This window comes from Streptomyces sp. sk2.1, from assembly GCF_008120935.1.
Classification (GTDB): Bacteria; Actinomycetota; Actinomycetes; order Streptomycetales; family Streptomycetaceae; genus Streptomyces.
Genome location: NZ_RDBO01000055.1, coordinates 132,008 through 145,598 on the forward strand (window position 1 = coordinate 132,008; position 13,591 = coordinate 145,598).

Sequence of the window (13,591 nt, forward strand, 5' to 3'; positions counted from 1 at the left end):
GCCCCTGCCCGCACGGTCGGCCGGCAGAAAACGTCGCACCGGCCTCGCGACACAACGCACAAGGCCCGTATCTCCGAAGAGATACGGGCCTTGTGTTGTCACTGTGGGGCTAACAGGATTTGAACCTGTGGCCTCATCCTTATCAGGGATGCGCTCTAACCAACTGAGCTATAGCCCCGCCGCGCTGCGCGCTGACATCTGAAGATTAGCGCACGTCGGGGCCAGTCCCAAAATCGATACCCCGCGCCCTACTCGTCCTCGGCCAGCGTGAGCTCGACACCGCCCACGAAACCGGCCGACAGGTTGTAGATGAAGGCCCCGAGCGTCGCCAGCGCGGTCGCCAGGACCACGTCGATCACCGCGATGACCGAGGTGAAGATCAGGACCCTCGGCAGCGACAGGAACGACTGGAGGTCGAAACCGTTGCTCTCGTTGGAACCGGTGGCCTCGCTGATCGTGCCGCCCACGGTGGAGAAGACGCCCATCGCGTCCATCACCATCCACAGCACCGCCGCCGCCACCACCGTGCAGATGCCCAGCGCGATGGACAGCAGGAAGCTGACCTTCATCACCGACCACGGGTCGGCCTTGGCCACCCGCAGCCGTGCCTTGCGGGTGCGCGGGGTCGTCCGCGCACCCGTACGCGGCCGACGGGCCGCCTGAGCGGTTCCCGAGCCCCGTGCGCCGCCCTGCGTCCCGCCCGCGGGCGAGGGGTACGCCTGCGGCGGGTGGTACGGCCCGCTCGCCTGCCCCGGCCCGGGTGCGCGCTCGCCCGGCAACGGCCCGGCCGCGTAACCCTCGTACTGGGGCTGAGGCCCCCGGGTGTCCGTCACAGTGCCCCCTTGGGAGTCCGTGGCAGGGCCACGGGCACCGTTCGCTCCGGAAGCGGCCGAACCGGCGCCCGTGGCTCCACTCACGCTCTACTCCTCGTGCTCCCCGGCCGAAGGCGACGTGCCTTCGACATTGCCCTCGGCGTCCTCCGCCGTCGCGGCCCCGGTGTCCTCGGACCCCTCGGCCTCGTCGGCCTCTTCGGCCTCGGCTTCGGCATTGCGCGCGATGCCCACGACGGCATCCCGCTTGCCCAGGTTGATCAGTTGGACGCCCATGGTGTCACGGCCCGTCTCCCTGACTTCATTGACTCGCGTGCGAATCACACCACCGCCGAGCGTGATGGCGAGGATCTCGTCCGACTCCTCGACCACCAGCGCGCCGACCAGCGAACCACGGTCCTCCACGATCTTGGCGGCCTTGATACCCAGACCGCCGCGGCCCTGGACGCGGTACTCGTCGACGGGGGTCCGCTTCGCGTACCCGCCGTCGGTGGCAGTGAACACGAACGTACCGGGCCGGACAACATTCATCGAGAGCAGTTCGTCGCCCTCGCGGAAACTCATGCCCTTGACACCCGAGGTCGCACGGCCCATCGGGCGCAGCGCGTCGTCCGTCGCAGTGAACCTGATCGACTGGGCCTTCTTGCTGATGAGCAGCAGGTCGTCCTCGGCCGAGACCAGCTCCGCGCCGATCAGCTCGTCGGCCGTGCCCTCGGCGCCGTCCGCCGTCTCCCGCAGGTTGATGGCGATGACACCGCCGGAACGGGGCGAGTCGTAGTCCTTCAGCGCGGTCTTCTTCACCAGACCGCCCTTCGTGGCCAGGATCAGGTACGGCGCGGCCTCGTAGTCGCGGATCGCCAGGATCTGGGCGATCCGCTCGTCCGGCTGGAAGGCCAGCAGGTTGGCGACGTGCTGGCCGCGGGCGTCCCGGCCGGCGTCCGGCAGCTCGTAGGCCTTCGCCCGGTAGACCCGGCCCTTGTTGGTGAAGAACAGCAGCCAGTGGTGGGTCGTCGACACGAAGAAGTGGTCGACGATGTCGTCTTCCTTGAGCTTCGTGCCCCGCACGCCCTTGCCGCCGCGCTTCTGCGAGCGGTAGTCGTCCGTCTTCGTGCGCTTCACGTAGCCGCCACGCGTGATCGTGACGACGATGTCCTCCTCGGCGATCAGGTCCTCGATGGACATGTCGCCCTCGAAGGGCACCAGCTTGGAACGCCGGTCGTCGCCGAACTTCTCGACGATCGCCGCCAGTTCCTCGCTGACGATCTGCCGCTGCCGCTCGGGTGACACCAGGATCGCGTTGTACTCGTTGATCTTCGCCTGGAGCTCGTCGTGCTCCGCCGTGATCTTCTGGTGCTCCAGCGCGGCCAGCCGGCGCAGCTGCATCTCCAGGATCGCGTTCGCCTGGAGCTCGTCGATCTCCAGCAGGCCCATCAGGCCCTCGCGCGCCACCTCGACCGTCTGGCTGCTGCGGATGAGCGCGATGACCTCGTCGATCGCGTCCAGGGCCTTGAGCAGGCCGCGCAGGATGTGCGCCCGCTCCTCCGCCTTGCGCAGCCGGAAGCGCGTGCGCCGGACGATGACCTCGATCTGGTGCGTCACCCAGTGCCGGATGAACGCGTCGATCGAGAGGGTGCGCGGCACGCCGTCGACCAGCGCCAGCATGTTGGCGCCGAAGTTGGTCTGGAGGTCGGTGTGCTTGTACAGGTTGTTCAGGACGACCTTGGCGACCGCGTCCCGCTTCAGCACGACGACCAGTCGCTGGCCGGTGCGCGAGGAGGTCTCGTCACGGACGTCGGCGATCCCGCCGATCTTGCCGTCCTTCACCAGGTCGGCGATCTTCTGCGCCAGGTTGTCCGGGTTGGTCTGGTACGGAAGCTCCGTGACGACCAGGCACTGCCGGTTCTGGACCTCCTCGACCGCGACCACCGCGCGCATCGTGATCGAGCCGCGGCCCGTCCGGTACGCCTCCTCGATGCCCTTGCGGCCCACGACGAGCGCGCCGGTCGGGAAGTCCGGCCCCTTGATCCGCTCGATCAGCGCGTCCAGGAGCTCCTCCTGCGAGGCGTCCGGGTGCTCCAGGTACCACTGCGCGCCGTCCGCGACCTCGCGCAGGTTGTGCGGCGGGATGTTGGTCGCCATGCCGACCGCGATGCCCGCGGAACCGTTGACCAGCAGGTTCGGGAACCGCGCCGGCAGGACCGTCGGCTCCTGGTTGCGGCCGTCGTAGTTGTCCTGGAAGTCGACGGTCTCCTCGTCGATGTCCCGGACCATCTCCATGGACAGCGGCATCATCTTGCACTCGGTGTACCGCATGGCCGCGGCCGGGTCGTTGCCCGGGGAACCGAAGTTGCCGTTGGAGTCCACCAGCGGCATCCGCATCGACCACGGCTGCGCCAGGCGCACCAGTGCGTCGTAGATCGAGGAGTCGCCGTGCGGGTGGTACGTGCCCATGACGTCGCCGACGACGCGGGCGCACTTGTAGAAGCCCTTCTCGGGCCGGTAGCCGCCGTCGTACATCGCGTACAGCACCCGACGGTGGACCGGCTTGAGGCCGTCCCGCACGTCCGGCAGCGCACGCGAGACGATCACGGACATCGCGTAGTCGAGGTAGGAGCGCTGCATCTCCGTCTCGAGCCCCACGGGCTCGACACGCATGCCCACACCGGCGGCGGGCTCCTCTTCAGGTGTCACAGGGGTGTTCTCGTCGGCCATTGCTGGTCAAAGTCCTTTCGAGCGGCGGCTTGGCTGGTACGGCCGACTCAGATGTCGAGGAAGCGGACGTCCTTGGCGTTGCGCTGGATGAACGAGCGCCGCGCCTCGACGTCCTCGCCCATCAGCACCGAGAAGAGGTCGTCGGCCTGCGCCGCGTCGTCCAGCGTGACCTGGCCGAGCACCCGGTGGTCGACGTCCATCGTGGTGACGCGCAGCTCCTCGGCGTTCATCTCGCCGAGGCCCTTGAAGCGCTGGATGGAGTCTTCCTTGATCCGCTTGCCGTTCTGCTTGCCCAGCTCGACCAGGGCGTCGCGCTCCCGGTCCGAGTACGCGTACTCGAAGTCGTCCCGGCCCCACTTGATCTTGTAGAGCGGCGGGCGGGAGAGGTACACGTGCCCGGCCTCGACCAGCGGACGCATGAAGCGGAAGAGGAACGTCAGCAGCAGGGTGTTGATGTGCTGACCGTCGACGTCGGCGTCCGCCATCAGGATGATCTTGTGATAGCGGAGCTTCTCGATGTCGAAGTCCTCGTGGACCCCGGTGCCGAAGGCCGAGATCAGCGCCTGGACCTCGGTGTTCTGCAGGATCTTGTCGACCCGGGCCTTCTCGACGTTCAGGATCTTGCCGCGGATCGGCAGGATCGCCTGGTACATCGGGTTGCGGCCGGACTTCGCCGAACCACCGGCGGAGTCGCCCTCGACGATGAAGATCTCGCACTTCGTCGGGTCGTTGGACTGGCAGTCGCTCAGCTTGCCCGGCAGCGAGGCGCTCTCCAGCAGCCCCTTGCGGCGGGTCAGGTCGCGTGCCTTGCGGGCCGCCACACGCGCGGTGGCCGCCGCGATGCCCTTGCGGACGATGTCGGCGGCCTCGTTCGGATTGCGGTCGAACCAGTCCGTGAGGTGCTCGTGGACCACCTTCTGGACGAAGGTCTTCGCCTCCGTGTTGCCCAGCTTGGTCTTCGTCTGCCCCTCGAACTGCGGCTCGCCCAGCTTCACCGAGATGATCGCCGTCAGACCCTCGCGGATGTCGTCGCCCGTGAGGTTGTCGTCCTTCTCGCGCAGCAGCTTCTTGTCCCGCGCGTACTTGTTGACCAGCGTGGTCAGCGCGGCGCGGAAGCCCTCCTCGTGGGTACCGCCCTCATGCGTGTGGATCGTGTTCGCGAAGGAGTAGACACCCTCGCTGTACTGCGTGTTCCACTGCATGGCGATCTCGGCCGAGAGCAGACGCTCCTTGTCCTCGGCCTCGATGTCGATCACCGACTGGTGAATGACGTCGCCCTTGCGGGAGTTGAGGTACTTCACGAAGTCGACGATGCCGCCCTCGTAGTGGTACGTGACCGTGCGGACCTGCTCCGCCTCGGCGCCCTCGGCCACCTCGGCGACGTCCGCGCCCAGTGTCGCCTTCGCCGACTCGCGCTCGTCGGTGAGCCTGATCGTCAGGCCCTTGTTGAGGAACGCCATCTCCTGGAAGCGGCGCGACAGGGTCTCGAAGGAGTACTCGGTCGTCTCGAAGATGTCCCCGTCGGCCCAGAAGGTGACGGACGTGCCCGTCTCCTCGGTGGCCTCGTTGCGGGCCAGCGGGGCGGTGGGCACACCGAGCTTGTAGTCCTGCGTCCAGCGGTAGCCGTCCGTCCTGACCTCGACGGCCACCCGCGTGGACAGGGCGTTGACGACGGAGACGCCGACGCCGTGCAGACCGCCGGAGACCGCGTAGCCGCCCCCTCCGAACTTGCCGCCGGCGTGCAGCACCGTCAGCACGACCTCGACGGCGGGCTTCTTCTCCGACGGCACGATGCCGACCGGGATGCCGCGGCCGTTGTCGATCACGCGGACCCCGCCGTCGGCGAGGATCGTGACGTCGATCGTGTCCGCGTGCCCGGCCAGGGCCTCGTCGACCGAGTTGTCGACGACCTCGTACACGAGGTGGTGGAGGCCGCGCTCACCGGTCGAGCCGATGTACATGCCGGGTCGCTTGCGGACCGCGTCCAGGCCCTCCAGGACAGTGATCGCACTGGCGTCGTACGAGGCGGACGCCTCGCCGGTGCCCGAGGTCTCGCCCATGGCGGCGTCCTCGGCGTCCTCGCCGGGTGCGGACGGAATGTTCTCGTTGGGGTTGCCGGAATCGGCCACGAAGCGCCCTTTCTGGCACAGCACAGGCCGTTCTCCGGGCAAACGGGAGCGGCTGCGTCGTTCGGCTTGTAATCGACGACTCCCGCAAGGATGCGGGATTGTTCACCAGTCTACCGGTAGCGCTGACATGAATGGGGGTTTGCGGGTACCTGAGTCCGCATGTGCCGCCCTCAACGAGCGGCTGACGACTCCCCATATTCAGGATGGTGCCTCAAGCGGCTCACGCGGGCCTTGAGCGCTTCGGCCTGTCAACCTCCCGCTACCGTGAGGGACGCCCCATTCCTCCCACCCGGATCCGACCTCCGCACACCCCCGACCCCGGTCCGGCGGACCCCGTCCCACCCGGGCCGCACAAGGACACGACGGCCCCGCCCCGATACCGGAAACAGCGCCCCCAGAAGAGCACGGGGCATGCCTCGAAGACCCCTGAGGCAGGGAAAAGCGCAGGTCAGCCGTAGGTGTCGCCCGGTCCCGTACTCCCCGGCGCGCGCAGCGGACCGAACCTGCGCTGCGGACCGCCGGGCCCCAGCACCTTGATCATCCGGACCGTGCCGTGCCCCAGATCCGCGTTCAGCCGGGCCACCAGCTGGGGCGCCAGCAACCGCAGCTGCGTCGCCCACGCCGTCGAATCGCACTGCACCGTGAGCACCCGCTCGTCCGGCTCCTCGTCGTACCGCAACGGCACGCAGTGTTTGGCCAGATCCTCACCGACGATCTGCGGCCAGCGCCCCATCACCCCGCCCACCGCGGCAGGCGTCTCCCAGCCGCGCTCGGTGATCAGCCGGTTGATCGCCGCGCCCAGCGGCAGCGGATCGCGCCCGTCCGCCCGCGCCCCCRACCGCAGGCCGCCGCCCCGCCTGGCCTGTTTCCTCTGCTGCGCCGCCGCGCCCCGCGCCCGCGCCTGCTCCTTCGCCGCGCGCAGCGCCACCCGCGCCAGATCGACCCCCGACGGCTCCGGCACGCTCTTCTTGCCGGGGTGCTCCCGCGCCGGCTCCCCGGCCGCGCCCGCCATCTCGCCGAAACCGCTCACAGCCGCTCCACCGCCCCCGCGGACACCGCGTACCGCGCCCCCGTCAGCACCCCCGGGACGTCGTCGTCCACCGCGGCCGTCACCAGCACCTGCTCGCCCGGGGCCACCAGCTCGGCCAGCCGCTCGCGGCGCCGTGCGTCCAGCTCCGCGAAGACGTCGTCGAGCACCAGCACCGGCTCGTTGCCCTCGCCGCGCAGCAGCTCGTACGAGGCCAGCCGCAGCGCCAGCGCGTACGACCAGGACTCGCCGTGGCTCGCGTACCCCTTGGCCGGCATCCCCCGCAGCCCCAGCAGCACGTCGTCGCGATGCGGACCGACCAGCGTCACGCCCCGCTCGATCTCCTGCTTGCGCACGTCCGCCAGGGCGGCGATCAGCCGCTCGTACAGCTCCTCGCGGCCCCGGGCCGCCCCCACGTCCGCCCCGACCGAACTGCGGTACTCCAGCGCCACCGGGCCGCCGCCCGGTGCGACGTCCCCGTACGCCTTGTCCGTCAGCGGCTGCAGGATGGCGATCAGATCCAGCCGCTGCGCCAGCAGCTCCGCGCCCACCCGGCCCAGATGCTGGTCCCACACGTCCAGCGTGGACAGGTCCATCGACCGGCCACCGTGCCGACGTGCCATCGCCGCCGACTTCAGCAGGGTGTTGCGCTGCTTGAGCACCCGTTCGTAGTCCGAACGCACCCCGGCCATCCGCGGCGAACGCGCCGTGATCAGCTCGTCGAGGAAGCGCCGGCGCTCCCCGGGGTCGCCCTTGACCAGCGCCAGATCCTCCGGCGCGAACAGCACCGACCGCACGATCCCCAGCACATCACGCGGTCTGACCTGCGACGATCTATTGATGCGGGCCCGATTGGCCCGGCCGGGATTGAGCTCCAGCTCGATCAGCTGGGAACGCTCTCCCTGGGTCACGGCGGCCCGTATGACGGCCCGCTCCGCGCCCATCCGCACCAGCGGGGCGTCGGAGGAGACCCGGTGGCTGCCGAGCGTCGCGAGATAGCCGACCGCCTCGACCAGGTTCGTCTTGCCCTGGCCGTTGGCCCCCACGAACACGGTGACGCCCGGGTCGAGAGGCACCTCGACCCGGGCGTACGAGCGGAAATCGGCCAGCGAGAGATGCGTGACATGCATGGTGTACGCCGACCTTTCCGGCTTCCTGCTCCGTGCTTCGTGGAGGGGCCGGACGCCAGGTCCGGCCGCTTCCCGTGCGGCTACTTCTTGCTCTCGACCGCGTGGCCGCCGAACTGGTTGCGCAGCGCGGCGATCATCTTCATCTGCGGGGAGTCCTCCTGGCGCGAGGCGAACCGCGCGAAGAGCGACGCCGTGATCGCGGGCAGCGGCACCGCGTTGTCGATCGCGGCCTCCACCGTCCACCGGCCCTCGCCGGAGTCGGCGGCGTAGCCGCGGAGCTTGTCCAGGTGCTCGTCGTCGTCCAGCGCGTTGACCGCCAGGTCGAGCAGCCAGGAACGGATGACCGTGCCCTCCTGCCAGGACCGGAAGACCTCGCGCACGTCGGTGACGGAGTCGACCTTCTCCAGGAGCTCCCAGCCCTCGGCGTAGGCCTGCATCATGGCGTACTCGATGCCGTTGTGGACCATCTTCGCGAAGTGGCCGGCGCCGACCTTGCCCGCGTGGACGGAACCGAAGTCGCCCTCGGGCTTCAGCGCGTCGAAGATCGGCTGGACCTTCGCCACGTTCTCGGCGTCGCCGCCGTACATGAGCGCGTAGCCGTTCTCCAGGCCCCAGACACCGCCGGAGACTCCGCAGTCCACGAAGCCGATGCCCTTGATACCCAGCTCGACGGCGTGCTTCTCGTCGTCGGTCCAGCGGGAGTTCCCGCCGTCCACGACGATGTCGCCGGGCGACAGGAGACCGGCCAGCTCGTCGATGGTGGCCTGGGTCGGGGCTCCGGCCGGAACCATCACCCAGACGACCCGGGGGCCCTTCAGCTTGCCCACGAGCTCTTCGAGACTCTGGACATCGGAGACGTCCGGGTTGCGGTCGTAACCGATGACGGTGTGGCCTGCGCGGCGGATGCGCTCGCGCATGTTGCCGCCCATCTTGCCGAGGCCGACGAGACCGAGCTCCATCAGAGATTCCTTAAGCGTTGTGCCGATTCGTACCCAGGGCCGAGCCTACGCCCGGCCGGGGACGGACCGCCGGACGGACCGACGGGCACGCCCGGCACCGAGCGGGCCCGTCGGGACTGTTTCGACAGGCCCCGTCCGGGGCCCGGCCGCGAGGTCAGCCGGAGAGGCGGACCGGCATGATCAGGTACTTGTAGGCCTCGTCCGCCTCGGCGTCCACGGCCGGACGACCGCTGAGCAGCGCGGGCTTCGTGGACGTCGTGAAGGAGAGCTGGGCGACCGGGGAGTCGATGGCGCTGAGCCCGTCCAGCAGGAAGGTCGGGTTGAAGGCGATCGAGATGTCGTCGCCCTCCAGGACCGCGTCGACCCGCTCCACAGCCTGTGCGTCGTCGCTGGAACCCGCCTCCAGGATCAGCACGCCCTGCTCGAAGCTGAGCCGCACCGGGGTGTTCCGCTCGGCGACGAGGGCCACACGCTTGACGGCCTCGACGAACGGGGCGGTCTCGATGACCGCGACCGAGTTGAACTCGGTGGGGAACAGCGTGCGGTACTTCGGCAGGTCGCCTTCGAGCAGTCGCGTGGTCGTCCGCCGGCCCGCGCCCTCGAAACCGATCAGGCCCTCACCGGCACCCGAGCCGGACAGCGCCAGCGTCACCGTGTCACCGCTGGTCAGGGCCTTGGCGGTGTCCAGCAGCGTCTTGGCGGGCACCAGGGCGACGGCCGAGGCGTCCGGGTTCTCCGGCTTCCAGAGGAACTCGCGGACCGCGAAGCGGTAGCGGTCGGTGGAGGCCAGGGTGACGGTGTCGCCCTCGATCTCGATGCGCACACCGGTCAGCACCGGCAGCGTGTCGTCGCGGCCGGCGGCGATGGCGACCTGGGCGGCGGCGGAGGCGAAGACCTCACCGGGAACGGTGCCCGTGGCGGTCGGCATCTCCGGCAGCGCCGGGTACTCCTCCACAGGAAGGGTGTGGAGGGTGAACCGCGAGGAGCCGCAGACCACGGTCGCCCGTACACCGTCTGTGGAAATCTCCACCGGACGGTTGGGGAGGGCGCGGCAGATGTCGGCGAGCAGTCGGCCGGAGACGAGCACCGTGCCGTCCTCCTCGACCTCGGCGTCCACCGAGACCCGGGCCGACACCTCGTAGTCGAAGCTGGAGAAGCTGAGGGCGCCGTCCTCGGCCTTCAGCAGAAGGCCCGCGAGAACGGGCGCCGGCGGACGGGCCGGGAGGCTACGGGCCACCCAGGCCACAGCCTCCGCGAGTACATCGCGCTCCACCCGGATCTTCACCGGAACCGCCTCCTGCTGTTGCTCGCTCGCCCTGCTGGCCTTCGTCGTCTGGATCGGGTCTCCCGCCGACTGGGGAGGGAGGACGCCGGGAACCAGTCTGACGTACGGCACCGACACTCGGTGCTGCTCGGGGTCAAGTCGCGACAAGGGGCTCGGAGCGCTCCGGCCCCGAGTTGTGCACAGGCCCCACTTCGAAGCGAATCCCGAGCTAACTCTAGTCGGCAGTAGTAGTAGGGCCTGTGGAAACCGTGGATAACGTCGTTGCCGCAGGTCAGGCCCAGTTTTTTGTCCACTGCCCCTGTGGGCGGCACCGGTGGACAACACGGTGCTTCTGTGGACGCCCGAAAGTTCTGCACACCCGATGCACAGGGCAGGGCACTTTCTCCCCAGGGCTGTCCCCAGCTTTACCCAGGTTCCCCACAGCCCAACCGACCCTCTTGGTGTGACGCCTTTCACTCGGCGCGGTGACGAGCGGTGTCGTGTTGCCGAACAGTGGACAGAGGTGTGGAGAAGCTCGAGAAAGTTGGGGACAACGAGGCCGCGTCTGTGGGCCACCGGTGGACAACATCATCGGCGACCTGTGGACGAATATTTTGTCCACAGGCTGTGGATGGTTGTTGGCCACAAATCCCCAGGGCCTTGACCTGGCCTGATGGAGTATCGGTAGTCGCCCCTGTGGAAGCAATATGGACAACTTCCGGATCCCCAGGCTGTGGAGGGAAAAAACTGCCCAGATCTGTGGAGAACAGCAGGTCGGCGGCAGGTATTCGAACACCGAGGTGCCGCCGGAGCCCCGAAGAAGGGTCCGAGCAGGGGTCCGGAGCGGTCGCGGAGGCGGTCCTGCGGGGGTTCCACAGGCGATTCCGGCCCCTTCCGGCCCGGCGCAGAACGGTTCTGGGCGAAGACACCGGAGCATCCGGGACGGCCGGGGCGGGCGGTCCGGACGGGGCGCGGACCGGGGCGGGGGACGTGCGGGCGCGGCCGGCCGTGAGCGGGCCGGGGACGGAACGCACGAAGGCGCCCGGGAGACCCTGCTGAGGGGTCCTCAGGCGCCTTCATGACGCGTACGGAGCACGGGGGACGGGGAAGACGGTGCGCGAGGCACGGGGACGCGGGGACGCCGTGGGTATGGCCGCCCGCGCCGGTGCTCCGCGTCCGGGCGCGTCCGGACGCGCGCCTGGTCCGTCAGCCGTTCTTGATGCGGTTGGTGAGCTCGGTGACCTGGTTGTAGATGGAACGCCGCTCCGCCATCAGCGCGCGGATCTTCCGGTCCGCGTGCATGACCGTCGTGTGGTCGCGGCCGCCGAACTGCGCGCCGATCTTGGGCAGTGAGAGGTCGGTGAGCTCCCGGCAGAGGTACATGGCGATCTGGCGCGCCGTCACCAGCACCCGGCTGCGCGACGTTCCGCAGAGGTCGTCCACCGTCAGGCCGAAGTAGTCCGCGGTCGCCGCCATGATGGCCGTCGCCGTGATCTCCGGCGCCGAGTCCTCGCCGCCCGGGATCAGGTCCTTCAGCACGTGCTCGGTCAGCCCGAGGTCCACCGGCTGGCGGTTGAGGCTGGCGAAGGCCGTGACCCGGATCAGCGCCCCCTCCAGCTCCCGGATGTTCCGGGAGATGCGGGAGGCGATGAACTCCAGTACCTCCGGCGGGGCGTTGAGCTGCTCCTGCACCGCCTTCTTGCGGAGGATCGCGATCCGCGTCTCCAGCTCCGGCGGCTGCACGTCGGTGGTCAGGCCCCACTCGAACCGGTTGCGCAACCGGTCCTCCAGGGTCACCAGCTGCTTGGGCGGCCGGTCCGAGGAGAGCACGATCTGCTTGTTGGCGTTGTGAAGCGTGTTGAAGGTGTGGAAGAACTCCTCCTGCGTCGACTCCTTGCTCGCCAGGAACTGGATGTCGTCGACCAGCAGGATGTCCACGTCGCGGTAGCGCTTGCGGAAGGTGTCGCCCTTGCCGTCGCGGATCGAGTTGATGAACTCGTTGGTGAACTCCTCGGAGCTCACGTACCGCACCCGGGTGCCCGGGTAGAGGCTGCGGGCGTAATGCCCGATGGCGTGCAGCAGGTGGGTCTTGCCGAGCCCGGACTCCCCGTAGATGAAGAGCGGGTTGTACGCCTTGGCGGGCGCCTCGGCGACCGCGACCGCGGCGGCGTGCGCGAACCGGTTGGACGCGCCGATGACGAAGGTGTCGAAGAGGTACTTCGGGTTCAGCCGGGCCGCCGGTTCGCCGGGGCCGGGCGTGGCGGCGGGCTGCGAGGAGCCCATCGGGCCCCCGCCGCCGGGACGCCCGGTGCCGGCGCCGCCCTGGCGGTGCTGGGGCTGGGGCTCCGGCAGCTCGGGGCGCTGCGGCTCGTAGCCCTGGCGTTCGGGCGGCTGCGGACGGTAGTCGTGCTGCGGCTGCTGGGGACGGCCGCCGCCGTACGGCTCGCGCCACTGCTCCGCGGCGCCCTCGCGGTCCTGGAACCCGCCGAGCCGGGGCTGCTGCCAGGAGAGGTCTTCCTGGGTGCGCGGCCAGGCGCCGGGCTCGGGGCGCTGCTGCTGGTACTCGGGGTAGGCCGGCCGCGCGGTCGGCATGCCGTCGTCCGAGGGCCGGTGCCCGTATCCGTCGTAGGCGTCGCCGTGCTGCCGCTCGTCGTGCTGCTGGCCCGGGTAGCGGTGCTGCTGGGGCTGCGGGGGCTGGTGCATCGGCGGTGCAAGCGGGCTCGGGGGCTCGCCCGCGGAGTCGTCGACGGTGATCGCGATGCGGATCGGACGGCCGCACTCCCGGCTCAGCGTCTCGCTGATGAGTGGCGCGAGCCGGCCCTCCAGGACGCGCTTGCCCCATTCATTGGGGACGGCGAGCAGGGCCGTGTCGGCCACCAGCGCGAGCGGCTGGCAGCGCTCGATCCACTGCTTGTCCTTCGGCTCGATGCCCTGCTGGCCATCCCCGAGGAGTTGTTCCAGCACGCGTGGCCACACTGCGGCAAGATCGGCAGGTACGTCAGCCACAGGGCACGCTCTCTCGCTGGTCCCACGAATGTGTGGTTCTCGGGACGGGATGGTTCGGGATGGGTGAGGACCGGCAGGCAGGAAGAAAAAGCACCGGAGCCCAGCCACGGTAGTCAGGGCGACCCGCGTCGTTCAAGTTGTTGTCCACAGCCTGTGCACAGTGGCGGGTGTCGAGGAGCCGGTTTGACCGGATGGCGTAGCCGCGCGTACCGTGACCAGGTCGAGTTGTCGATGGCTGCTGCCGCCTGCCTCCGATGGGCAAAGATCACGATCTGTGATCGTGAAGCGGTGCACTAGAGCGTTTACGCGAGTCTCTCGTGGGCGCACGGTGACAGCCAGGCGATGTCCCGCCAACACACGAGTCATTTCTGGAGCCCCCGAGTGAGCAAGCGCACCTTCCAGCCGAACAACCGTCGTCGCGCGAAGACCCACGGCTTCCGGCTGCGTATGCGCACCCGTGCCGGCCGCGCGATCCTCGCGTCCCGCCGCAGCAAGGGTCGCGCCAGCCTGTCCGCCTGATCGCTTTAACAGGTC

General features: G+C 69.3%; 9 protein-coding genes and 1 tRNA gene. 1 reads left to right on the top strand and 9 read right to left on the bottom strand.

What is annotated here, in order from left to right; all coding sequences use genetic code 11:
- Positions 1-104 precede the first annotated feature (104 nt).
- The 9 genes from EAO76_RS17845 to dnaA form a co-directional block, all read right to left on the bottom strand.
- Positions 105-178, bottom strand: a tRNA-Ile gene (locus EAO76_RS17845).
- A gap of 70 nt (positions 179-248) precedes the next feature.
- Positions 249-833, bottom strand: a complete 585-nt coding sequence (locus EAO76_RS17850; RefSeq protein ID WP_148836946.1) for a DUF3566 domain-containing protein — start codon at positions 831-833, stop codon at positions 249-251.
- A gap of 87 nt (positions 834-920) precedes the next feature.
- Positions 921-3,542, bottom strand: coding sequence for a DNA gyrase subunit A (gene gyrA, locus EAO76_RS17855; RefSeq protein ID WP_148836947.1), 2,622 nt, complete (start codon positions 3,540-3,542; stop codon positions 921-923).
- Positions 3,543-3,589: 47 nt separating this feature from the next.
- Complete coding sequence (gene gyrB, locus EAO76_RS17860; protein ID WP_148836948.1) at positions 3,590-5,695, bottom strand: DNA topoisomerase (ATP-hydrolyzing) subunit B; 2,106 nt, start codon at positions 5,693-5,695, stop codon at positions 3,590-3,592.
- A 424-nt stretch (positions 5,696-6,119) separates the two neighbouring features.
- Positions 6,120-6,683 (bottom strand): DUF721 domain-containing protein, encoded by a 564-nt coding sequence (locus tag EAO76_RS17865; protein WP_148837379.1) that lies wholly within the window; start codon positions 6,681-6,683, stop codon positions 6,120-6,122.
- A gap of 14 nt (positions 6,684-6,697) precedes the next feature.
- Positions 6,698-7,828 (bottom strand): DNA replication/repair protein RecF, encoded by a 1,131-nt coding sequence (recF, locus tag EAO76_RS17870; protein ID WP_148836949.1) that lies wholly within the window; start codon positions 7,826-7,828, stop codon positions 6,698-6,700.
- An 80-nt stretch (positions 7,829-7,908) separates the two neighbouring features.
- The gene (gene gnd, locus EAO76_RS17875) at positions 7,909-8,787 is read right to left on the bottom strand and encodes a phosphogluconate dehydrogenase (NAD(+)-dependent, decarboxylating) (protein ID WP_148836950.1); all 879 of its coding nucleotides are present in this window, start codon (positions 8,785-8,787) and stop codon (positions 7,909-7,911) included.
- 154 nt (positions 8,788-8,941) lie between these two features.
- A complete protein-coding gene (gene dnaN, locus EAO76_RS17880; protein WP_148837380.1) occupies positions 8,942-10,072 on the bottom strand; it encodes a DNA polymerase III subunit beta in 1,131 nt (376 codons plus the stop codon).
- A 1,185-nt stretch (positions 10,073-11,257) separates the two neighbouring features.
- Positions 11,258-13,057, bottom strand: a complete 1,800-nt coding sequence (gene dnaA / locus EAO76_RS17890; RefSeq protein WP_148836951.1) for a chromosomal replication initiator protein DnaA — start codon at positions 13,055-13,057, stop codon at positions 11,258-11,260.
- A 381-nt stretch (positions 13,058-13,438) separates the two neighbouring features.
- On the opposite strand from dnaA, the gene rpmH reads away from it, so the two are divergent.
- On the top strand, positions 13,439-13,576 hold the full coding sequence (gene rpmH / locus EAO76_RS17895) for a 50S ribosomal protein L34 (protein WP_006348049.1): 138 nt from the start codon (positions 13,439-13,441) through the stop codon (positions 13,574-13,576).
- The last annotated feature ends 15 nt before the right edge of the window (positions 13,577-13,591 follow it).

Coding starts and splice junctions, on each gene's coding strand:
- gnd (WP_148836950.1), bottom strand. CDS start 8,787: ATGGAGCTCGGTCTCGTCGGCCTCGGCAAGATGGGCGGCAACATGCGC.
- gyrA (WP_148836947.1), bottom strand. CDS start 3,542: ATGGCCGACGAGAACACCCCTGTGACACCTGAAGAGGAGCCCGCCGCC.
- recF (WP_148836949.1), bottom strand. CDS start 7,828: ATGCATGTCACGCATCTCTCGCTGGCCGATTTCCGCTCGTACGCCCGG.